The 22,560-nt window shown below is 63.5% G+C and carries 20 protein-coding genes and 1 tRNA gene; 17 read left to right on the top strand and 4 right to left on the bottom strand.

What is annotated here, in order from left to right; translation table 11 throughout:
• The first annotated feature begins 119 nt into the window (after window positions 1-119).
• The 7 genes from D3876_RS01645 (at window position 120) to D3876_RS01615 (ending at window position 7,264) form a co-directional block, all read left to right on the top strand.
• On the top strand, window positions 120-1,310 hold the full coding sequence (locus D3876_RS01645; protein ID WP_119759378.1) for an amidohydrolase family protein: 1,191 nt from the start codon (window positions 120-122) through the stop codon (window positions 1,308-1,310).
• A gap of 130 nt (window positions 1,311-1,440) precedes the next feature.
• The gene (locus D3876_RS01640; protein WP_119760894.1) at window positions 1,441-2,376 is read left to right on the top strand and encodes a LysR family transcriptional regulator; all 936 of its coding nucleotides are present in this window, start codon (window positions 1,441-1,443) and stop codon (window positions 2,374-2,376) included.
• A 137-nt stretch (window positions 2,377-2,513) separates the two neighbouring features.
• Window positions 2,514-3,512, top strand: a complete 999-nt coding sequence (locus tag D3876_RS01635) for a Rieske 2Fe-2S domain-containing protein (RefSeq protein ID WP_119759377.1) — start codon at window positions 2,514-2,516, stop codon at window positions 3,510-3,512.
• Between the two features lie 87 nt (window positions 3,513-3,599).
• Window positions 3,600-4,406 carry an acetoacetate decarboxylase family protein gene (locus D3876_RS01630; protein WP_119759376.1) on the top strand — a complete coding sequence of 269 codons (807 nt, stop codon included), beginning with the start codon at window positions 3,600-3,602 and terminating at the stop codon, window positions 4,404-4,406.
• Entirely contained in the window at window positions 4,406-5,272 is an 867-nt protein-coding gene (locus D3876_RS01625; protein ID WP_119759375.1) for an SDR family NAD(P)-dependent oxidoreductase, read from the top strand. The genes D3876_RS01630 and D3876_RS01625 overlap by 1 nt, the downstream gene beginning before the upstream one ends.
• Before the next feature lie 32 nt (window positions 5,273-5,304).
• The gene (locus tag D3876_RS01620) at window positions 5,305-6,663 is read left to right on the top strand and encodes an MFS transporter (protein WP_119759374.1); all 1,359 of its coding nucleotides are present in this window, start codon (window positions 5,305-5,307) and stop codon (window positions 6,661-6,663) included.
• A 175-nt stretch (window positions 6,664-6,838) separates the two neighbouring features.
• Window positions 6,839-7,264 (top strand): hypothetical protein, encoded by a 426-nt coding sequence (locus tag D3876_RS01615; protein WP_119759373.1) that lies wholly within the window; start codon window positions 6,839-6,841, stop codon window positions 7,262-7,264.
• 189 nt (window positions 7,265-7,453) lie between these two features.
• Here D3876_RS01615 and D3876_RS01610 read toward each other — a convergent pair.
• Window positions 7,454-7,527, bottom strand: a tRNA-Cys gene (locus D3876_RS01610).
• A 163-nt stretch (window positions 7,528-7,690) separates the two neighbouring features.
• Between D3876_RS01610 and D3876_RS01605 the strand changes: the two genes are divergently transcribed.
• From D3876_RS01605 to D3876_RS01575, 7 genes are all read left to right on the top strand, one after another.
• A complete protein-coding gene (locus tag D3876_RS01605; protein WP_119760893.1) occupies window positions 7,691-8,344 on the top strand; it encodes a protein-L-isoaspartate O-methyltransferase family protein in 654 nt (217 codons plus the stop codon).
• Window positions 8,345-8,364: 20 nt separating this feature from the next.
• Window positions 8,365-9,825 (top strand): TolC family outer membrane protein, encoded by a 1,461-nt coding sequence (locus tag D3876_RS01600; protein WP_238475194.1) that lies wholly within the window; start codon window positions 8,365-8,367, stop codon window positions 9,823-9,825.
• Window positions 9,826-9,835: 10 nt separating this feature from the next.
• Entirely contained in the window at window positions 9,836-10,294 is a 459-nt protein-coding gene (locus tag D3876_RS01595; protein WP_119759372.1) for a DUF2497 domain-containing protein, read from the top strand.
• A 79-nt stretch (window positions 10,295-10,373) separates the two neighbouring features.
• Window positions 10,374-12,416 (top strand): S9 family peptidase, encoded by a 2,043-nt coding sequence (locus D3876_RS01590; RefSeq protein ID WP_119759371.1) that lies wholly within the window; start codon window positions 10,374-10,376, stop codon window positions 12,414-12,416.
• Window positions 12,417-12,562: 146 nt separating this feature from the next.
• Window positions 12,563-15,253 (top strand): valine--tRNA ligase, encoded by a 2,691-nt coding sequence (locus tag D3876_RS01585; protein WP_119759370.1) that lies wholly within the window; start codon window positions 12,563-12,565, stop codon window positions 15,251-15,253.
• A gap of 150 nt (window positions 15,254-15,403) precedes the next feature.
• Entirely contained in the window at window positions 15,404-16,864 is a 1,461-nt protein-coding gene (locus D3876_RS01580) for an MATE family efflux transporter (RefSeq protein WP_119759369.1), read from the top strand.
• Window positions 16,865-16,968: 104 nt separating this feature from the next.
• Window positions 16,969-17,457, top strand: a complete 489-nt coding sequence (locus D3876_RS01575; protein WP_147417556.1) for a hypothetical protein — start codon at window positions 16,969-16,971, stop codon at window positions 17,455-17,457.
• A gap of 53 nt (window positions 17,458-17,510) precedes the next feature.
• On the opposite strand, the gene D3876_RS01570 is transcribed toward D3876_RS01575, so the two are convergent.
• Window positions 17,511-18,671 (bottom strand): IS30 family transposase, encoded by a 1,161-nt coding sequence (locus D3876_RS01570; RefSeq protein ID WP_119759367.1) that lies wholly within the window; start codon window positions 18,669-18,671, stop codon window positions 17,511-17,513.
• Between the two features lie 270 nt (window positions 18,672-18,941).
• The gene (locus tag D3876_RS01565) at window positions 18,942-19,850 is read right to left on the bottom strand and encodes a diacylglycerol/lipid kinase family protein (RefSeq protein ID WP_476661959.1); all 909 of its coding nucleotides are present in this window, start codon (window positions 19,848-19,850) and stop codon (window positions 18,942-18,944) included.
• Window positions 19,851-19,917: 67 nt separating this feature from the next.
• On the opposite strand from D3876_RS01565, the gene hemB reads away from it, so the two are divergent.
• From hemB to D3876_RS01550, 3 genes are read left to right on the top strand one after another with little or no spacing between them, the layout of a single operon-like run.
• Window positions 19,918-20,910 carry a porphobilinogen synthase gene (hemB, locus tag D3876_RS01560; RefSeq protein ID WP_119760890.1) on the top strand — a complete coding sequence of 331 codons (993 nt, stop codon included), beginning with the start codon at window positions 19,918-19,920 and terminating at the stop codon, window positions 20,908-20,910.
• The gene (locus tag D3876_RS01555; RefSeq protein ID WP_119759366.1) at window positions 20,903-21,454 is read left to right on the top strand and encodes a GNAT family N-acetyltransferase; all 552 of its coding nucleotides are present in this window, start codon (window positions 20,903-20,905) and stop codon (window positions 21,452-21,454) included. Before hemB ends, D3876_RS01555 begins: the two co-directional genes overlap by 8 nt.
• Window positions 21,442-21,990, top strand: coding sequence for a gamma carbonic anhydrase family protein (locus D3876_RS01550; RefSeq protein WP_119759365.1), 549 nt, complete (start codon window positions 21,442-21,444; stop codon window positions 21,988-21,990). Before D3876_RS01555 ends, D3876_RS01550 begins: the two co-directional genes overlap by 13 nt.
• On the opposite strand, the gene D3876_RS01545 is transcribed toward D3876_RS01550, so the two are convergent.
• The gene (locus D3876_RS01545) at window positions 21,977-22,495 is read right to left on the bottom strand and encodes a hypothetical protein (protein WP_119759364.1); all 519 of its coding nucleotides are present in this window, start codon (window positions 22,493-22,495) and stop codon (window positions 21,977-21,979) included. The two genes, D3876_RS01550 and D3876_RS01545, sit on opposite strands and share 14 nt — an antisense overlap.
• Window positions 22,496-22,560 lie beyond the last annotated feature (65 nt).

Below are 22,560 nucleotides of genomic sequence, written 5' to 3'. Positions count from 1 at the left end.
CGCGCTGGTTGCCTTGTGGTCGCGTCATGCCGCGCGGTAATTATCGGGTACGCAGAACAGCCGGCAGCCACGTCCGATCGACGGGTACACGCGCCGCCCACCAAGTACGGGAGAGAGTAATGGACCGCTATCTTGTCATATCGTCGGACGGTCATGTCGGGCTGCCCCCCGAGCGCTACCGCGACTATCTGGAGGCGAAGCACCACGCCGAGTTCGACGAGCGCGTCCAGCGCGAGATCAAGATGCGCGAGGAGCATGAGAAACTGTTCCTGCTCGACGATTTCAACACCAAATGGCGCGCGCGCGTCGGGGACGGGCTGGAGGGCGCGTGGGATCCGGTGATCCGCAACCGCGTGCTCGACCAGGACGGCGTCGCTGCCGAGGTGCTGTTCCCGGACGGCATCACCGAGCGCAACGCGCCGCCCTTCGGTGCTGATGTCGGCTTGCGCCCTTTCGGTGTCGATCCCGAGCTGCAATGGGCCGGCGCGCGCGCACACAACCGCTGGCTCGCCGATTTCTGCAGCGAGGATCCGGTGCGCCGCATCGGGCTTGCGGTCATTCCTGCGCTCTACGACGTCGAGGCGAATCTGAAGGAAATCCGCTGGGCGCGCGAGGCGGGATTGAAGGGCGTATTCCTGCCCGCGATCATGGACGGCTATGCCATGTACAACCACCGGAAATATTATCCGATGTGGGATCTGCTCCAGGAACTGAACATGCCGGTGCATTTCCATTCGGGTGGCGCCCCGGCCTATGACACCAGCCAGCCCGGCTGGATCGGCACTTATCTCTCCGAATATGCCTTCTGGCTGACGCGGCCGATGTGGACGATGATCTTCGGCGGCGTGTTCGAGCTCTATCCGCGGCTCAACGTCGCCTTCACCGAGGCCGGCGGCGAGTTCTGGTTCCCGTGGATGATCGAGCTCATGGATATCCGCGCCTCGGTCAAGCACACCAGCGGCAAGCTGGGCGACTACAACTCCAACCTGACGATGAAGCCGAGCGAATATTTCGCGCGCAATATCTGGGTCGGTTGCTCGGCGCTTCCCGACGAGGAGACCACCGAAGCCTATTACAAGATCGGGATCGACCGGATCATGTGGGGTACCGACTATCCGCATCCCGAGGGCACCTGGCCCTCGACGCTCGAAAAGATGAGCCTGAGTCTGGGCGGCCTGCCAGAGGCCGACATCCAGAAGATGCTCGCGGGCAATGCGCTCCAGGTCTACGACGTCGATCAGGACGCACTGTGGAAGCTCGCCGCGAAGATCGGTCCGCAAAAGGCGCAGTTCGAAAAACGTGCCGCCTGAGCGTGAGCGTCTGTCCGATTTGTCCCGTATCGTGAACAATCGGGGCAATTCGGGGTTCCCCTCAGCTCCCGGGCCGACTAGCCTCCCCGCCAACGCCGCGTTCGAAACGGCGATGTGGGGAGCGAAGCTGGTGACGTGGCGCGGGATCGAAGAGTTTCTGGCGGTCGTCGAGACCGGAAGCTTCACCGCGGGCGCCGAGGCGCTGGGCGTTTCCAAATCCTATGTCAGCAAGATGGTGAGCGAGCTTGAGGTTCGCGTCGGTGCGCAATTGCTGGTGCGCACGACGCGGCGACTGTCGCTGACCGCGGCGGGCGATCTCTTTCATCAACGCTGTCTCGAGATGAGGGCATCGCTCGTCGATATCGAGCGGCAAATGGCACAGTTTCAGGAGCGCCCCGTCGGTCGGATACGCGTGGGCCTCAGTGACATATTCGGCGTCACCTTCATGTCGTCGATCGTCGCCGAATTCAGCGCGCGTCATAGCGAAATCTCGGTGGAGGTCGTCGCGTATCTGCGCGAGGCGGAGCTGGTGCAGGAGCAGTTCGACGTCGTCATCCGTTACGGCCGGCTGAACGACTCCAGCCTGAAGGCGCGGCTCTTCGGCTATCTGTCATACTGCCTGTGCGCGTCGCCCGACTATGTTGCGCAGCATGGCTGGCCTCAGTCGCCTGCCGATCTGGCCGGACATGGCTGCCTCGCCGACCTTGGCGGCTATTTCCACTTCAACGACGAGGATGCGGCCGGCGCGCGCGTCAAGGTTTCAGGCAACTGGAAGAGCAACAGCGGCGCCGCGCTTGCCTCGGCGGCACGGCATGGCCTCGGCATCGCGCAGATCCCGATCAGCGTGATCCGCGACGACCTTCACGAAGGACGGCTCGTCGCGCTCGACCAGGAATGGGCCTATTACGACAAGGAAGTCTGGGCGGTGTTCTCGCCCGGGCTGATGCCCGCTGCGACGCGCGCCTTCATCGATCACCTCGCGGCGAGTTTCGAGCACCGCAAGCTGCGCCCGTGGATGGAGCCGCAGATGTCAGCGCTCGACGCGCATGTCCGAGGTACGCGTTAGACCATTGTCCATGATGGCGGACAGTGCGTCCCCGCAAGGGGCCTTCCCCGCGAGGGTTGGGCGGTTATTCTGACGCACATCGCCACGGCGACGTCCGGACCGGCACAACAGCCGGCCGGCAACGGGAGAGTAAGGTAATGCTGCAACGGTTCCCGATGGGCATCCCCTTCGGCTGGTTCTTTGTCAGCTATGGCGACGAGATCGCGGTCGGTGAGGTCAAGCCGCTCCGCTATTTCGGCCGCGACCTCGTGATCTTTCGCGGAGAGTCGGGAACGGTCGGGCTGCTCGACGCCTATTGTCCGCATCTGGGTGCGCATATGGGGCATGGCGGGACGGTCGACGGCGATCGGCTGCGTTGTCCGTTTCATAGCTGGGCCTACCGCCCTGACGGCTTCTGCGTCGACATTCCCTATGCCAAGGCGATCCCGCCGATCACCAAGCGTGAGCCGATCGCGCGGCCTTATCCTGTGGTCGAGAAGAACGGCGTGATCTGGGCCTGGTATCACCCCGACCGGGTCGCGCCGACCTTTGACGTGATCGAGCATGCGCCCTTCACCGATGCGGGCTGGAGCCAACCCGTGCGCCGCTTCTGGGCGTTCGCGAGCAATCCGCAGGAGATCGCCGAGAATGGCGTCGACCTCGCGCATTTCGAATATGTCCACAAGATGGAGGCGGTGCCCGAGGGGCAGACCAGCTATGACGGCCATATCCGCCGCAGCGACGCACAGGGCGAGCGTACCGTGACGCTGCCCGACGGCACGACGAAGATCATCCCGTCGAGCGTCCAGACGATCCAGAACGGCGCAGGGCAGAAGTTCACCCAACTCACGGGCGTGGTGACGCTCTCGCTGATGGTGCTTGCGACGCCCGTCGAGGCCGATCAGGTCGAGCTTCGCTTTTGCTTCACCTTCCCCGAGACGCCCGAAGGTTCACCCGAACATCAGGCCGCGCTGATGGCTATCGAATATACGTGCGGGCAGAGCGGCGTCGAAGGCGATATTCCGATCTGGCACAACAAGATCCACCGCGCACGACCGCTGCTGTGCGACGGCGACGGCCCCATCCTGCGCTTCCGGCGCTATTTCGAGCAATTCTACACAGAGGGCGACACGCCGCGGCAGATGGCCGCCGTCTAGCTCTGGATCAAAGACAGCAACAGGCGACGCGCGGGCGGCGGGCCCGCGCGATCGGGACGATTTTGCCCGCGTGAAGGAGAGGCTTTGATGGTCAAGCTACGCTATGTCGAGGGTCCGAGCGCGCATGCACGGTCGGCGGGACTCAACAATACCGTGCGCACGGTGCGCGCTCTCTACGAGACGGATCCCGAAATCGCGCGCGCCATGCTGCCGCGCCCGCTCGCGGCCTCGGCGCGGCCCGAAATTTTCCTCCAGTTTGCGCATGTAGCGATGCACGTCACCCCTGAAACCACGGTGGAGATCGGCGCGCTGACGCTCGGCGTGATGTGCGACTATGAGGGCACGCCCGGGGGCTATGTCTTCCACATGGCGATGGAGGGTGAGTCCGTGGTCACCTCGGGTCGGGAGCGCTTTGGCGAGCCAAAGAAGATCGCCGAGACGAGCTTCGAGAAGAATGGCGATCATGTTCGCGCCACCTGCACGCGCCATGGCATCACCTATTTCGAGGTCGAGGGCACGCTGGGCGCCGATCAGGGCAAGCCCGAACCCTTCGAGGAATATTTCTACTGCTACAAGGGGTTGCCCTCGATCTCCACGCCGGGCGAATTCGATGGCGACGTGTATCTGACGCGGCTTAACTGGAAGCGGAACTACAACCTCAAGCGCAGCTTCGACGGCGCGATCCGCTTCCATGAATCGGCCTATGACCCGCTCGTCGATGTGCCGATCCGGCGGATGCTGAGTCTCGACTATGTCGAGGGCGCGACCAACACCAGCGGACAGCTCCTGCGCACCGTTCCGGGCGAATGGATCGCGCCATTCTGGGTGCAGCGCAATGATGCTCCCGGTAATCCGGGCATTGAAATTGCGCTTGCGGACGCAAAGGCGGCCTGATGCGCGACTTCACGGACCGCGTAGCCGTTATCACCGGCGGCGCCAGTGGCGTCGGGCGCGCGCTCGGCGAGCAGTTGGCGCGCGCCGGCGCGAAAGTGGTGCTCGCCGATATCGATCAGGCGCGCCTCGATGCGACCGCGGCCGAGATCGGGACCGAAACCGGCGCCGATGTAACGGGCGTCAAGGTCGACGTGACCAAGGCCGAGTCGGTTGCCGCGCTCGCCGATACCGTCTGGGCGCGGCACGGTGCGATCCACCTGCTTTTCAACAACGCGGGGGTGGGGCTGGGCGAGGCCCAAAAGGCGCTCTGGTCGCTCCCCGCCAATGACTGGCACTGGGGTTTCGACGTCAACGTGTTCGGCGTGGTTTATGGCATCCAGGCCTTTGTTCCGCGCATGCTTGCCTCCGGCGAGGAGGGGGTGGTGATCAACACGTCCTCATCCAATGGCGGACTGCGCTCGCTGCCCAATACGCCGATCTATGCCGCGTCCAAGGCGGCGGTCACAAGCATCAGCGAGGTGCTCTACCAGCAGCTCCTGCGCGAGGGCGAACGTGTCCGGGCAGCGGTGCTGTTTCCGGGACCCCACGTGGTCAATACCTCGATCCTCGCCTCCAAGCGCAATCGTCCCGCTGACTATGGCGACGATGACGGCAACAAGCCCGCCTATGAGACGATGGAGGACCTCGTCCGGACGACGGGGCTCAAAATGGCGCTGACCGAGCCCGACGAAGTTGCGGCTTTCGCGCTCGAGGGCATTCGTGCGGGACGGTTCTGGCTGATCCCCGAGAGCGACGATAACGACCACAAGCTGAGTGAACGCATGTCGGGATTGCTCGCAAGGGTCAATCCGGTATCGGCCTGGTAGACAAAGACAAATAACTGAAGGATCTCGCGAATATGGCAAGCAATGCGGTGCGGGATCTGAATGCCGCCGAGACCGGGGGCGCCTATCGCTGGTATGTGGTGGGCGTCCTCTCGCTCGCCTATTGCTTCAGCGCGATCGACGCGCGCGTGCTGACGCTGCTCGTCATCCCGATCAAGCAGGATCTGGGCCTCAGCGATTTCCAGATCAGCCTGCTTCAGGGCTTTGCCTTCGCGTTGCTTTACAGCGTGGCGGCGATTCCCATCGGCCGGTTCGTCGATACCAGCCGCAACCGCACGCGGATCATAGTCTATGGCGTCCTGTTCTGGTCGCTGATGACGATGCTGTGCGGCGCGGCGCGCAGCTTCGGCCAGCTCTTCATCGCGCGGATAGGAGTCGGCGTAGGCGAGGCGACGCTGAGCCCGACCGCCTATTCGCTGATCAGCGATTATTTCGATTCGCGGCGCCGGGCGCTTGCGATCAGCCTCTATGCGATAGGCTATCCGATTGGTGGCGGGCTTGCGCTGATCATCGGTGGGGTTCTGCTCCAGCATTTCACGGGAATGGGCGGCGCGACGTTGCCGCTGATCGGGACGCTGGCGCCGTGGCAAATGGTGTTTGTCGTCGTAGGGATTCCTGGCGTCATCATCGCGGGGCTGCTGAAGACCGTGCGCGAGCCGGAAAGGCGTGAGCTCGCCAAGGGCTATCAAAGCCATGACCTTCCGTTGTCCGAAACCTTCGCCTGGCTGCGGACGCATTGGCGGCTTTATGCAATGCTCATCGGTTCAATATCGCTGATTGGCATGCTCGCGATTGGCGTATCCCTCTGGTATCCCACCTTCCTTATCCGCACTTACGGCATGTCGATCACCGAAGTCGGTCTCTATTATGGTGTGCTCATGCTGGTCTGCGGGACGATCGGGACGATCGGTGGCGGCTGGCTCTCCGGGCGGCTGATGCGCAGCGGCCGCGCCGACGCCAATATGCGGATCGTGCTCGGCACCACGCTGCTCAAGGCGTTTCCGCTGATCATCGGCCCACTCATGCCCAACGCGGCGCTCGCGCTTGGCTTCATGGCGGTCGGAACCCTGATCGGGCAGGCGGCGCAGGGCGTGATGATTGCCGCTATCCAGGATGTCACGCCCAACCAGTTCCGCGGGCAGGTGATGGCGCTGACGCTGCTCGCGGTCAATCTGGTGGGGCTGGGGCTGGGAGCGAGCTTCATCGCGGCAATCACCGATTTCGGCTTCGGCGACGAAAGCGCGTTGCGCTACTCCATCGCGGTTGCGGGCGCTGTGCTGCTGCCGCTGATCGTCCTGCTCATCCTGTCGGGTTTGTCGACATATCGCGCCGCTCTGATACGTGTCGCAGAAGCACGCAGCGGGGTAGATTGACGAGCCAACGCCGGGTTCATTGCAGGACGGGGACCAGGCTTGGCGAAGGGAGGGCTCGCGCTTCGCCCTATCCACCCCAGGCAAGTCCCGCCGCCTCAATGCAATTGGCGCGCACTTTACGCTCACCTCGACACCATGGGCAAATTGCAGCAAGGCCGGCGTGAAGGGGGATGGTATGACGTTAGTACTGACATTGTTGTTGCTCGCGCAGCCCACACAGCCTCCGACGGAAGAAGTCACCGTCGAGAGCGTAAAGGCCGAGTTCTGCGGCGCTGTAACGAGACAGTCCGAGGCCAATAGGGCGAAGTGGCCGATGAAGCAGGGGAAATACACCACCTGGGTCGGTTTCGAAGTCTCGTGCGCGGATCGCACTATCACTACCGTGGATACCTACGACGCAGATGTGTCCAGTTTGAAGGTGGGCTGGCGGGAATTGCTGCAGGCCCAATGGGAGAAGAGGATGTGTGATCCCGAGGATTGGCCCACGATGAAAGAACTTGATTGGACGCTGGTCCGTAGCGTGACGTTTCGCAGCGGGGAAAACGTTCAGTTCAGGACGCAGTGCGAAAACCTTCCGCCTCGTGATGGCCCGGCTCAGTAATACCAAATGGGTGAACTAAGCTTGCGATTTTTCGAACAAGGATCATGCCGAAATCCGGTGAGATGGGATCGCTAGTGGCGGCGTAGCTGTTTCAGAGACGGTTTCGTCGAAACGCCCGGACGATGCCGGAGCAGATTGCCCGGCGGGGGCAATCTGAAGATTTGCGATGAATTCCAAAAGCTTGGAATGTGGAGGCCCGAGCCGGAATCGAACCGGCGTGCAAGGATTTGCAGTCCTCTGCGTAACCACTCCGCCATCGGGCCGAGGCGGGCTGCTCTGCGCGGAGCCGGCCGCGCTGTCAACCGTGCACCGCTACATTTTGTTACTTACTTGCGCTTGGCGAGGCGCGCGGCAACGGATAGAAGCGCGTGTCACCCCATTTAGTGTATTGCATGACTAAGACAGTTGTGCGATCTGGAAGCCGTCATGACCGAAACGAATTTTGAATCGATGCGCCGAGCCATGGTCTCCAACCAGCTCCGCACCTGGGCTGTCAGCGATCCGCGGGTCGTGTCTGCGATGGGCACCGTCGCGCGTGAGGCCTTTGTGCCGACGGATCGAGCCGCACTCGCCTATGTCGATACGCTGATGCCTGTCTCCGAAGGCCGTGCGCTCAATACGCCGGCCACGACCGGGCGGCTGCTGACGACGCTTGGCGTGCACGCCGGGGAAAAGGTGCTCGTGATCGGCGCGGCCACTGGCTATTCGGCCGCGCTGCTGGGTCAGCTTGGCGCCGCGGTGGTCGCGCTCGAGGAGGATCAGGCGCTCGTGGACGCAGCGAGCAAGGCGCTTGCCGGCCATGCGCATGTTGCGGTGGTCAAGGGCCCGCTTGCTCAGGGCTGGAGCCAGGGCGCGCCTTATGACGCGATCCTGATCGATGGCGCGGTGGAACATGTGCCCGACGCGATCAAGGCGCAGCTCAAGGATGGCGGGCGACTGGCCGGCGGCATCGTCGAGCGCGGCGTTACGCGGCTCGCTTCGGGCCGCAAGGCCGGGAACGCGCTGGCACTGACCGATTTCGTGGACGCGGAAACCGCGATCCTTCCGGGTTTTGCGAGCCCCAAGGGCTTTGTATTCTAGTTTGTCGAGGGGTGACGAGATTGCGTAGCATCAAATCCCGAACGCTTGCCGGAGCGGCGATCGCGCTGGCCCTGTTGTCAGGCCCGGCGTCGGCGGAAACGCTGCGCGAGGCGCTCGTCAAAGCCTATCGGACAAATCCGACGATGACGGGCGATCGCGCCCGGCAGCGCGCCGAGGACGAAAACGTGCCGCTGGCGCGCGCCGAGGGGTTGCCGAGCGCGAGTCTGCAGGGCGACTATACCGAGGTGCTGATCAAGCCCTCCAACAGCTTCAATTCGCCGACGCGCAGTGCGCAGGGCACCGCCCAGCTTCAGGTGCCGATCTATCGCGGCGGCGGCGTGAAGAACGCGATACGCGCTGCGGACAGGCGGGTCGAGGCGGGGCGCGCATTCCTGCGGGGAACCGAATCGAGCGTCTTCAGCGGCGTCGTCGGTGCCTATATGGACGTGATGCGCGATGAGGCGGTCGCCCAGCTCAACCAGGCCAATGTCGGCGTGCTCGAGGTCAACCTTCAGGCGACGCAGGACCGGTTCGAGGTCGGCGATCTGACGCGCACGGACATCGCGCAGTCCGAGGCACGGCTCTCCGACGCGCGCTCGCGTCTGGAGGTGGCGCAAGCCAATCTGATCAGAAGCAAGGAGCGCTATATCCAGTTCGTGGGTACCGCGCCCGGCACGCTCGAGCCGCCGCCGCCGCTTCCCAATCTGCCAACGACACCCGAGACAGCGGTCGATGTGGCGCTGACCAACAACCCTGACCTGCTCGCCGCCGCCAAGCAGCGCGATGCAGCGCGCTATGACGTGCGCGTCGCCCGCGCCTCGCGCCTTCCGCGCGTCACCGCGGTTTCCGGGGGCAGCTACGAGAATTATCTCGGCACGCTTGGCAGCGATGTTCCCGGTGTTCCGATCCAGCAGAATACAACGTCGGCCTCGGTGGGCGTTCAGGCGACCATCCCGATCTATCAGGGCGGCGCGCCTCCGGCGCAGGTGCGCCAGGCGCAGGCGCGCGAAAGCCAGGCGATCGAGCAGCAGATCGAGGTGGAGCGCGACGTGATCGCGCAAACGCGCGCTTCCTTTGCGAGCTGGCGGGCAGCGCTCGATGTGATCACGAGCGCACAGTCGGCGGTGTCGGCAAACACGCTTTCGCTGGAGGGCGTGCGCGCCGAGAACAGCGTCGGTACGCGCACTATCCTCGATATCCTCAACGCCGAGCAGGAATTGCTCAATTCGCAGGTGTTGCTCGTGACCGCGCGCCGCGACGCCTATGTGGCGGGCTTCACCTTGCTCGCGGCGATGGGCCAGGCCGAATCGCAGGATCTTGGGCTCGACGGCGGACCGCTCTATGATCCGACGGTCAACTACAAGGAAGCGCGGCGCAACATCGGCGACTGGGACAGCGCGCCGACACCGGCGCCTGTTGCGACGCGGACCGTTGACACGCCCGCCCAAAACTCGTCAGTTACGGCCCTGCCGAAGAACTGAGGCCGTGCGTATGGGAGATATTGCCAACGAACCGTCGATGGAGGAGATTCTCTCCTCGATCAAACGGATCATCGCTGAGGAAGGCGAGGGGGCGGTCGCTGCGCGCACGCGCGCGACGACGCGCAAGGCCAAGGCGCTGCCCGATCCCGAACCCGAGGAGGAGGTGCTCGAACTGACCGAGGCGGTCGCCGAGCCCGAACCCGCAGCAAAACCCGCTGCGCCCGCGGCCGAAACCTCGATCAGGGCCACCGCGCTGGTGTCCGAGAATGCAGCGCTCGCCAGCCGCGAGAAGCTCGCTTCGCTTTCGGCGCTGATCGTCAAGCCCGAGGCGGGAGACAATACGCTCGAAGGGCTGGTGCGCGAAATGCTGCGGCCGATGCTCAAGGAATGGCTCGACACCAATTTGCCCGAGCTGGTCGAGCGCGTCGTCTCCAAGGAAGTCGCGCGAATCATCGATCGCGGGCTTTGAGGCCCATCGCGCAACGCGCTACAATATTGCGTCTTTAGCTTCTTTTCGTGCGCCCATCGGCGTGCTAGCCCTGCCGTCCATGAAAAAGCTCCTGCTCGCGAGCCTGGGTGCGCTCGCCATCGCCCAGACACCCACCGCCGTCCTTGCCCGCCCCATGACCCCCGAAGATCTGGCGACAATGCGCCGGATCGCGGCACCGACGGTTTCGCCCGACGGCAGATGGGTGGCCTACCAGCTCAGCGAAACCGATCTGGGCGCGAACAAACGCCGTAACGATTTGTGGCTGCTCGATCTGACGAAGAAGAACGCGGCGCCGGTCAGGATCGCCTCGGCGCCCGACAAGAGCGAGCATGATCCCAAATTCTCGGCTGACGGCAAGTTTCTCTATTTCCTGAGCAACGCCTCGGAAACCGACCAGCTCTGGCGCGTGGCATTGCCTTCGGGGACGCCCGAGCAGGTGACCAGCCTCTCGACGGACGTCGCGGGCTTCGCGCTGTCGCCCGCCAACGACAAGCTCGCGGTCTGGGCCGATCGCAATGTCGCCTGCGTCGATTTCGAATGCTCGAACGTCCGCATCGGCAAGCCAGATGGCAGCGGGCGGGCCTATGATTCGATCTTCGTCCGTCACTGGGATTCGTGGGAGGTGCCGGGCGAGCATTCGCGCGTCTATGTGCTCAATCTCGCGAACGGCAAGGCGACCGGCGGCACGTCGGTGATGGGCAAGCTTGTCGGCGATAGCCCGTCCAAGCCCTATGGCGGCGGCGAGGAAGTGGCGTGGAGCGCGGATGGCAAGAGCATCTTCTTCGCGCTGCGCATCGCCGACCAGGGCGAGCCCAATTCGACCAATCTCGACATCTATCAGTCGCCCGCCGATGGCAGCGGCGAGCCCGTCAATCTGACCGCCGCCAATCCGGCGACCGACACCTTCCCGGCGGTTTCGCCCGACGGCAAGTGGCTCGCCTATGCCGCGATGAAGCGGCCCACTTATGAGGCCGACAAATACACGGTGATGCTGCGCGACCTGACCAGTGGTGAGACGCGCGCGCTGACCGATAACTGGGACCGTTCGGTCGGCTCGATCGCCTGGGCCAAGGACGGAAAGAGCCTGATCGTGACCGCGCAGGACACGCTCGACGATCCCGTGTTCAGCGTCGACGTCGCTACGGCCAAGGTCACGCGGCTGACCAAAGAGGGCACCGCGGGCAATGTGAACACGCTCGCCGATGGTTCGATCGTTTACACGCTCAATTCGATTGCTGCGCCCGACGATCTTTATCACCAGAAGGGGAGCAAGCCGGTCAGGCTGACCGCAGTCAATGCCGACAAGCTCAAGGATCTCGACCCCGTCTCCGCCGAGCGCTTCAGTTTCGCGGGCGCGGGTGGCGACACCGTCTGGGGGCAGATCGTCAAGCCTGCGGGCGTGAAGGCGAAGCTCCCCGTCGCGCTGCTCGTCCATGGCGGCCCGCAGAGCTCGTTCGGCAACGGCTGGTCTTACCGCTGGAACCCGCGGCTTTTCTCCGCACCCGGCTATGCCGCGGTCACGATCGATTTCCACGGATCAACAGGTTACGGGCAGTATTTCACGGACAGCATCAACAAGGATTGGGGCGGCAAGCCGCTTCAGGACCTGAAGCTCGGCCTCGCGGCCGCGAGCGCGAAGGATGCCGGGATCGATACCGCCAACGCCTGCGCGCTCGGCGGATCCTATGGCGGCTATATGATGAACTGGATCGCGGGCAACTGGCCCGATGGCTTCAAGTGCCTCGTCACCCATGCCGGCGTGTTCGATCTGCGCGCGATGGCGTTCGAGACCGAAGAGCTGTGGTTCGACGAATGGGATCACGGCGGTCCCTGGTGGAAGCGCACCGAGCCCGAGAAGTGGAACCCGGTCAATCACGTCACCAAGTGGAAGACCCCCACGCTCGTGATCCATGGCGAGAAGGACTTCCGCATTCCCTATAGCCAGTCGCTGGGCGTCTTCACGGCTCTCCAGAGGCAGGGGATTGATTCGCGGCTGCTCGTGTTTCCGGACGAGAATCATTGGATCCTGAAGCCCAAGAATTCGATCCAGTGGTACACCGAGGTGCACGCCTGGCTGGGCAAGTGGACGAAGGGCGAGTGATCTGAGTACCCCGGCGAAGGCCGGGGTCCAGAGTCTGACCCGCCGAGGTCTGCCACGTCTGGACCCCGGCCTTCGCCGGGGTACTCCGAGTTAGTGATCTAGCCGGGTTCCCAAGGCCGGCAAATCTCGGCTACAGGCCGGGCACCATGACAGAACTCGCAAAGACCTTCGATCCCGCCGCTATCGAAGCGCGCTGGTACGCGCACTGGGAAAATAATGGCCTGTTTCGCCCCGAACGGAGCGAGGCGGAGCCCTACACCATTGTCATCCCGCCGCCCAATGTAACGGGCAGCCTGCATATCGGCCATGCGCTCGACAACACGTTGCAGGACATCCTGATCCGCCACGCGCGGCTGCAGGGGAAGGACGCGCTTTGGGTGGTCGGCACCGACCATGCGGGCATCGCGACGCAGATGGTGGTCGAGCGGCAGATGAACGCGCGCGGTGAGAAGCGGACCGACTATTCGCGCGAAGCCTTCATCGACAAGGTCTGGGAATGGAAGGCCGAGAGCGGCGGCACGATCACTGGCCAGCTCCGCCGCCTTGGAGCGAGCTGCGACTGGGCGAATGAACGCTTCACGATGGATGAGGGCTTTTCGAAGGCCGTGCTCAAGGTGTTCGTCGATCTCTACAACCAGAAGCTGCTCTATCGCGACAAGCGGCTGGTGAACTGGGATCCGGGCCTCAAGACCGCGATCTCGGACCTCGAGGTCGAGACCAAAGAGATCAACGGCAAGTTCTGGCACCTGCGCTACCCGCTCGAGGAGGGCAGCGGCTTCATATCGGTCGCCACCACGCGCCCCGAAACGATGCTCGCCGACATGGCGGTTGCGGTGAATCCTGAGGATGATCGCTACAAGGCGCTGATCGGCAAGAATGTGCGTCTGCCCATCACTGGCCGCCTCGTGCCCATCGTCGCCGACGAGCATGCCGATCCCGAGCTCGGCTCGGGCGCGGTCAAGATCACGCCGGGCCACGACTTCAACGACTTTGAGGTCGGCAAGCGCGCGGGTTTCAAGCCCGCCGACATGCTCAACATGCTTGACGCCGAGGCCAACGTCATCCAGACCGCCGACGGCCTGATCCCCGACGAATTGCTGGGGCTCGAACGCTTCGAGGCGCGCAAGCGCGTCGTCGCTATGCTCGAAGAGCAGAATGTTCTTGAAAAGGTCGAGGACCGCGTCATCCAGACGCCCTATGGCGATCGCTCGGGCGCGGTGATCGAGCCCTGGCTGACCGATCAATGGTATGTCGACGCCGAAACGCTCGCGAAGCCGGCGCTGGAGGCGGTCCGCTCGGGCGCGATCAGAGTCGTGCCCAAGAGCTGGGAGAAGACCTATTATAACTGGCTGGAGAATATCCAGCCGTGGTGCGTCTCGCGCCAGCTTTGGTGGGGCCACCAGATCCCGGCCTGGTATGACGAGGACGGCAATTGCTACGTCGCCGAGGACGAGGGTGCTGCGCAGGCGCTCGCCGGCAACAAGAAGCTGACGCGCGACCAGGACGTGCTCGACACCTGGTTCTCTTCGGCGCTCTGGCCCTTCGGCACGCTGGGCTGGCCGGAGAACACGACCAAGCTCCAGCGTCATTACCCCAATGACGTGCTGATCTCGGGCTTCGACATCCTGTTCTTCTGGGATGCGCGGATGATCATGCAGGGTTTGCACTTCATGCAAGAAGTGCCATTCAAAACGCTGTATCTCCACGGACTTGTCCGCGCGGCGGATGGCTCCAAAATGTCCAAGTCCAAGGGCAACACCGTCGATCCGCTGGGGCTGATCGACCAGTATGGCGCCGATGCGCTGCGCTTCACGCTCGCCGCGATGGAGAGCCAGGGCCGCGACATCAAGATGGATGAGAAGCGCGTCGAGGGCTATCGCAACTTCGCGACCAAGCTCTGGAACGCATCGCGCTTCTGTCAGGCCAATGGCATCGGCGCGTCCAGGGCGCTGCGCGCGCCCGATACCACGCTCGTGGTCAATCGCTGGATCGTCGCCGAAACGATCGAGACGGTGCAGAAGCTCGACCTAGCTTTTGCTGATCTGCGCTACGACGAGGCGGCCAACACGATCTACCAGTTCACCTGGAGCCGCTTCTGCGACTGGTATCTGGAACTGATCAAGGCCGAACTCACCAGCGCTCAGGCTGAGCCTGTCGAAGCCGGTGCCGACACCCTTCGACAAGCTCAGGGTGAGCGCGCGGAGGAAACCAGGGCCGTCGCGGGCTGGGTGCTCGACCAGATCCTTGTCATGCTCCACCCCTTCATGCCCTTCATCACCGAAGAGCTGTGGCATGCGATGGGGACACGCGAACACGACATCATCGTCGCGCAATGGCCGCACGCCGACACCCACGCGCTCGATACCGAGGCGGCGGCGGAGATCGACTGGCTGATCCGCCTCGTCTCCGAAATCCGCACCGCGCGCGCCGAACTCAACGTGCCGCCGGGCGCGAAGCTCGCGCTCCACATTCGTGACGCGTCGGTGCCCACCACCGAACGACTGGGGCGACAAGCGACCGCTCTCAGCCGGCTTGCGCGCATCGAGAGCGTCAGCTTCGAGGCGGCCTCTGCGGGCGGTGCGGCGCAGGTCGTTGTCGACGAAGCGACCTATGTGCTCCCGCTCGAAGGCGTGATCGACCTCGCCGCCGAGCGCGCGCGGCTGTCCAAGGGAATCGAGGCCGCGGCGAAGGAGCGTGACTCGCTTGCCGGGCGTCTCAACAACCCCAGCTTCGTCGAACGCGCAAAGCCCGAGGCGGTCGAAAAGGCGCGCGCGGACCATGCCGAGAAATCGGCCGAGGCGCAGCGGCTTCAGGCGGCGCTGCAACGGCTGGGTTAGCGTATCGACTCTATACCGCTCATCCTGAGGAGCCGTTGAGCGAAGTCGAAACGGCATCTCGAAGGATCTTTGAAGGCGGCCCTTCGAGACGAGGCTTCGACAAGCTCAGCCTCTCCTCAGGGCGAGCGGTTCCGGATTGGAAAGATTGCCATGGCCAACGCGTCGACCCGCGCTACCGGAACCCAGGACCTGCTATCGGGATCGATCAGCCGCACGCTGCTGCTCTTCGCGCTGCCGACGCTCGGCTCCAACATTCTCCAGTCGCTCAACGGCTCGGTGAATGCGATCTGGGTCGGGCGCTTCCTCGGCGAGGATGCGATCGCGGCGACCGCGAATGCCAACATGATCATGTTCCTGATGTTCGCGGCGGTCTTCGGCTTCGGAATGGCCGCGACGATCCTTGTCGGTCAGAGCTTCGGACGGCGCGACATTGACGGCGCGCGGCGCGCGATGGGCAGCGCCATCGGTATGTTCCTGCTGCTGTCGATCGTCATCGCGATTCTGGGCTGGACTTTCTCGCCTCAGATACTGCGCCTGCTGGCGACGCCCGGTGAGGCATTCGCGCTTGCCGAGGATTATCTGCGGATCATCTTCGTCTCGATGCCCTCGTCCTTCGTCATGGTCCTGCTGATGATGGGGCTGCGTGGCTCCGGGGATTCGATGACCCCGCTCTGGTTCATGGGGCTGAGCGTGGTGCTCGATATCGTGCTCAATCCCGTGCTGATCCTCGGCCTCGGTCCCGCGCCCGCGATGGGCATCGCCGGATCCGCCGCTGCGACCGCGATCGCCGGCTATGTCAGCGTCATTGCGCTTATTGCCTATATGTACGCCCGCGATCTGCCCTTGCGCCTGAGGGGGCACGAACTCGGCTATCTCAAGCCCGATCCCGCGCTGTTGCGTCCCATCCTGCTCAAGGGCTTTCCGATGGGCCTGCAGATGATCGTGATCTCGACCGCTTCGCTGGCGATGGTCGGGCTGGTCAATCGCGAGGGGCTGATTGCGGCGGCGGCTTATGGCGTCACCCAGCAGCTCTGGACCTATGTCCAGATGCCCGCAATGGCCATCGGCGCAGCGGTCAGCGCTATGGCCGCGCAGAATATCGGCGCGGGACGCTGGGACCGTGTCGGCAAGATCACCGCCTCCGGCCTCTGGTACAATGTGCTGATGACGGGCGCGCTGGCGTTGTTGCTCACGCTCGTCGACCGGCCCGCGCTCGCACTGTTCCTCGGCAGCGACAGCCCCGCGATCCCGGTCGCGGCGCATATCCACCTGCTTGGCGGATGGAGCTTCGTGTTCTTCGGCGCGACGCTCGTCCTGTTCGGCACGATGCGCGCCAACGGCGCTGTGATTGCGCCGCTCGTGATCTTGTTCGTCGTGATGTACCCCGTGCGGCTGGGCTTCATCTATCTCGCCTATCCCGCGATCGGCGCGGATGCACTGTGGCTCAGCTTCACGCTTGGCTCGATCGTGTCGGCGGGACTTGCCATCCTTGCCTATCGCAGCGGCGGATGGCGCAAGACGCAGATGATGGCGCCCCCCGATCCCGAGGAATGCCGCGAGGCGATCAACGCCGAAAGCGAACCCGCGGGCCGCCTCACGCCGACGGGGTAGGGGACGGAAGAGCGTTGGACCAAGCCTGTCTGCTTTGTCGTGGAAAGCTGACGTTTGCCTTGCCCATGCTTCCATGTCAGATAGCTCGGCGAACGGGGGGCAAAATGGGCGATTTAAATCTCCGTAACATCACGTTGATGGCACTGATCATAAGTTGCTTCATGCAGATCGGTGCCCAGCTATTTGCGCTCTCGGTCGTGGTGAGCACGATTACGGAAGCTCCGCCGCGTTCCTTTGCGATCTTGGAAGGGGACTATCGGTACGACAGCGGCCCCTTTTGGGGGACTGTTCCGCCCATAACCGGGCTTCTGTTTATCGTTGCGCTGACCGCGAATTGGAAGACCCCGCGCCGAACGCCTTTGATCGCATCATTCGCGCTGTTTTTGATAGCGGGGCTGGTTGCGGGCCTACTCCTTGAACCAGAGTTCGCAACCATCACCGCCAATGGCTACAGCGACAAGATTGATCCAGCGCTACAAAGCCGAGCTGCGAGTTGGGTCGCCTATGACTGGGCGGTATGGGCCTTTAGCCTGGCTTCCGGCATCGCTCTGTTGCTGGCGCTCGCGCGCTCGATTTCCTCGAAACCCGAATAGAGCGGCCTAAAAAACGACGGGCTGCGTCCGAATGTCCGGAATGGGTGGTGGGTTCAACGGGTCAGCGCAACACACTCCTCGAACTTTTCAGCCGGCGTCTTAAAGAGCAATGTCTTTCTCGGTCTTTCGTTGAGCTGACGCGCCACGGCGCTCAGCTTGGCCTGGCTGAAGATGGATAGATCCGTACCCTTGGGCAGATACTGACGCAGCAGGCGGTTGGTGTTTTCGTTGGTGCCGCGCTGCCATGGGCTTCTCGGATCGCAAAAATACACGTCGACGTCGGTGGCCAGGGTGAAGCGCTGATGGTCGGCAAGCTCCTTGCCACGGTCCCAGGTCAATGATTGATATAGCTCGCGCGGTAATTTGCGTGCCTGTTTGATCAAGGCCGAGACGACACTGCCGGTGTCTTTATTCGCAACCTTGACCAGGATCACATAGCGCGACTGGCGCTCGACGAGCGTGGCGATGTAGCTATTGCGTGATCCAGCAAGCAGATCGCCTTCCCAATGTCCGGGCACGGCGCGATCTTCGACCGACGCCGGCCGGTCACTGATCGATATGGCGTTCTTTACCTGGCCAAGCCCGTCCCGTTTCAGACTGGCATGGCGCGAACGGCGGATCGTGCGTTTGGCCCTGAGATACTCAAGAAGCTCCTTCTTCAGGACACCACGGGCTTGAATGAACAGGCTTTTGTAGATCGTTTCGTGTGACACCCGATGCTGCTCTTCGTCCGGAAACCTGCGTTTGAGCCAGCCTGCGATCTGCTCTGGCGACCACTTGCGGCACAGTTTGGCTGATACTGTTCGGCGCAGGGAGGCATGGCAAGCCAGCTTGCATGGCTTCGGGCGTCGCGCACGATCCCATGCCGCCTGATCCGATGCCACGGCCCGGTAGCATTCCGTGCCCCCGTTGCGGCCGACCTCCCGGCTGATGGTCGAGGGCGCTCGACCAAGCCGGATAGCAATGGTGCGCAGCGACAAGCCTACTCCGAGCCCTCTGGAAATCTCCTCGCGCTCGCTCAGTCGCAACGCCTGGCTGGGGCGTTTTCGTTCCGGTGGACGGATGCCGCCGGATGGCGACAGCACCGAGAAGATCGACGAAGACTCCCGCTCGAACCGCCGTCCGATCGAACTCATCGACTCACCGCGCCGCCAGCGATCCCAGATTTCGGCCCGCTGTTCCGCCGAGTAGTAAATTCGCCGTCGCTGCTTCATCGCTCCACTCCATCTCGTTAAAAACTGAAGTGTTGCGACCACCCGTTGAACCCACCGTCGAAACTCACCGAAAAACTTCTGTCCTACACAGCCTCGCTCTGTCGCGCTCCGCGCACCAATCGGGTCTTTGAACATGTGCAGATGATGGGCGAGGCGTTGATCGAAAAAATCCGGTCAATGCGGGCGCATGGATAGAAGGAATTTTCTCACACGGCTGACCTTACTGAACTTTGCAGCGTCTGGTCGCGGATCGGGGCGAAGTTTGCGAAGCTAAGGCGCGCGCCGATCGCCTTCCGCCGGCGCCGCAACCTCGATGATTCCCGCCGCAATAGTGGCATTCACCGGGGTTTTCGCGAGCACCTCGCCGTCGATCGAGATGGCGAGCGGCGGTTTGGTCGCGATATGCAGCTTCTGGCCGGTAAAGGTTTCGACGGTTTCCTTGCGCGCCTCAAGCCGAAAGAAGCTCGCAAACCAGTTCCAGAGCAGGTGGCTTTTTACATGACCCGTCACCGCCTGAACGACAATCTCGCCGCTGTCGGGACTGGCCTCGTCGACCAGTTCGGTGCCGCCATGGTGCCCGCCGTTCGCGATGCGAACCTCTACCACCCTTAACCGCTTCGCATCCTCACCTTCGCCGATGATCAGCGTGAAGGGCTTGAAGTGGAAGAACTGCCAACTCGCCCAGATCAGATAGCCAACCCGCCCCAGCCAAGCCTTCAGTCCGTGCGGCACGGTTTCGGCGATCATCGGCGAAATGCCGATCGCCGCGCAGTTCGCGAAATAGTCGCCGTCGATCTTGCCAAGGTCGATGCGGCGATAATGGCCCTGGCGGATCACGTCCATCGCGCCTTCAAGATCGAGCGGGATTCCCAATGTGCGTGCAAAGCTGTTGGCGGTGCCCAGCGGCAGCACCCCCAGCGCTGCACCATGGCCGACGAGATGATCGACGAGTCCGCTGATCGTGCCGTCGCCACCGCCGAGGATCAGCAGGTCGGGATCCTCGTCGAGCGCACGCTTGACGGTCGCGTCGAGCATCGTGGGCTTGCGCACCGCATAAGCCTTGACCGGGAAATCGAGCGTGTTTGAAAGCGCGCGTGCGCGCTTGAAGAGCTTGCGACCCTTGCGCGACTTGGCGTTGACGATCAGGGCCGCGGATCGGATGGTGCGCATCGCGCGCATGAGGCGCGCATTTTACGCCGGGCGCAAGCAACTTGCACCGACTCGCGCGATGGTTGAAAGCGTGCGCATGACTGCATCCTTTCCCGCGCTTCGCCTCCGCCGTCCTCGCGCCAGCGCGTGGAGCCGTGCGCTCCATGCCGAGAACGTGCTCACACCTGCCGATCTGATCTGGCCGCTCTTCGTGTGCGAAGGACAGCGGCAGGAGGAACCGATCGCCAGCCTGCCGGGCGTCTCGCGCTGGTCGGTCGACCTGATGGTCGAGCGAGCAAGGGAAGCGCGCGACCTCGGCATCCCGTGCCTCGCGCTTTTCCCCAACACGCCGCGCGAACTGCGCAGCGAGGATGGCGCCGAAGCGCTCAATCCCGACAATCTGATGTGCCGGGCGACGCGCGCGATCAAGGATGCGGTGCCAGAGGTCGGGATCCTGACCGACGTCGCGCTCGATCCCTATACCGCGCATGGCCATGACGGGCTCGTCGACGCGGCGGGCTATGTGCTCAACGACGAGACCACCGAGATACTGGTCAGGCAGGCGCTCAACCAGGCGCGCGCGGGCGCGGACATCATCGCGCCGTCGGACATGATGGATGGCCGCGTCGGCGCGATCCGCGAGGCGCTGGAGGGCGAGCGCTTCGTCAACGTCCAGATCATGGCTTACTCGGCCAAATATGCCTCGGCGTTTTACGGGCCATTCCGCGACGCGGTCGGTTCGCGCGGGCTGTTGAAGGGCGACAAGAAGACCTATCAGATGGACCCCGCCAATGCCGAAGAGGCGTTGCGCGAGGTCGAGGCCGATCTGATGGAAGGTGCGGACAGCGTCATGGTGAAGCCGGGGCTGCCCTATCTCGACATCATCCGCCGCGTGAAGGACACGTTCCAGGTGCCCGTCTTCGCCTATCAGGTGTCGGGCGAGTATGCGATGATCGAGACCGCGGTAGCCGCGGGCGCCGCCGATCGCGATGCGATGGTGATCGAGACGCTGATGGCGTTCAAGCGTGCGGGCTGTTCGGGCGTACTCACCTATCACGCAGCGCATGCCGCGCGGCTGCTCAATGGCTGAGACGGTTGCCGAGACGGGGCGGCTGAGGCTTCGGACATGGGACGAGGCCGATATCGACCCGTTCATGGCGCATCTCAACACGCCCGCGGTGATGCGCTGGCTCGGCGGGGTGCAGGCGCGAGCGGATTATGAGGCAGTCTATCAGCGCGTTGCCGCGTCGCAGGCCGAGCACGGCCACTGCTTCTGGATCGTCGAGCGCAAGCAGGATGGCGCGCTGCTCGGTTTTTGCGGTCTGAAACGTTTCAATTCGGAAGGCAGCGACCTGACGGGCAGCTTCGAGATTGGCTGGCGGCTGCGCGAGGACGCGTGGGGGCAGGGCTATGCGCGCGAAGCCGCAAGCGCTTCGCTCGACCATGCCTTTGATACGCTTGAGGCACCCTATGTCGTGGCGCTCACGGTGCAGGGCAATACGGGCTCATGGGGACTTATGGAGCGGTTGGGCATGGAGCGCCGCTCGGACCTCGACTTCGTCGATCCGCGCTTCGGGCCCGAGCTCAATCCGACGGTTATCTACAGAATCGGGAGAGACCAATGGAAGGCGTGACGATAGTTCCGTTCAACGGGAAGACTCCCCGGATCGACCCTTCCGCCTTCGTCGCCCCCGGCGTCCGCCTGATCGGCGATATCGAGATCGGGCCCGAGGCGAGCATCTGGTACAATTGCGTGCTGCGCGGCGACGTCAACTACATCCGCATCGGCGCGCGCTCGAATATCCAGGACGGCACCGTCATCCACTGCGATTCGGGTCGCACCGGCACCGGCGGCTATCCGACGATCATCGGCGAGGATGCGCTCGTCGGTCATATGGCCATGTTGCACGGCACGACCGTGAAGGATCGCGGTTTTGTCGGCTTGGGAGCGATTGCGATGGACGGGACCGTCATCGAATCCGGCGGGATGCTGGCCGCAGGAGGAATGCTGACGCCGCACAAGACGATCGGTCCCAACGAAATGTGGGGAGGGCGCCCCGCCAGGCTGATGCGGACGCTGACCGAGGAACAGGTTGCGGGAAATCTGATGGGTGTGGCGGGCTATATGATGCTCGCCAAAGCGCACAAGGCCGAGATCACGGGTTGCTGAGCGCTGCCTGAAGCGCGGTCAGTCGCGCGATCTGGCGATCGTTGAGCGCTTCCACCTCGCCGCGCGCGACGAACGCTTCTTCGACACCACCGATGCTGGCATCCTGTGTCGCCCTGTCGGCAAGCGAGACATAGAGCGAATCGAGTTCGGAGAGCGCCGCCGCCGTGGGTGCGCGGGCGCCGTCGAGTGCAGAGAGTTGCTGCTGTGCTGCGACCCATGATTCGGCCTCTGGCGCCGCTCCCTTTGCGGCCGCGACGGCGCGTTCGGTCGTCCCGAGAATCTTCGAAAAGGCCGATTCTCCTTCACGGGCCTGTTGTAGCAAACGCTCGAGATTCGCCTTGAGCGTCGAATCCGCGGGCGTGGGCGTGATTGGCGCTGTCGGCTCTTCAGCGTCGCTCCGCTGCTCGATTGCGCGCGGTGCGAGCGAAGGGAAATTCCCGGTCTCGGTGGCGCAGCCTGCAAGGAGGAGCGAGGGGAGGAACGTTGCGGTGAGGGCTTTTTTCATGTCCGTTACCTAAACGCGCAAGAAAATGGCTGCAACGGACTTGCGCTCTCTGCGCTTGCCCCGTA

The sequence above is a fragment of the Sphingomonas cavernae genome, from assembly GCF_003590775.1.
Lineage (GTDB): Bacteria > Pseudomonadota > Alphaproteobacteria > Sphingomonadales > Sphingomonadaceae > Sphingobium_A > Sphingobium_A cavernae.
Note: the sequence above shows the minus strand (reverse complement) of the source record. Positions and strands in the feature narration are given on the sequence as shown.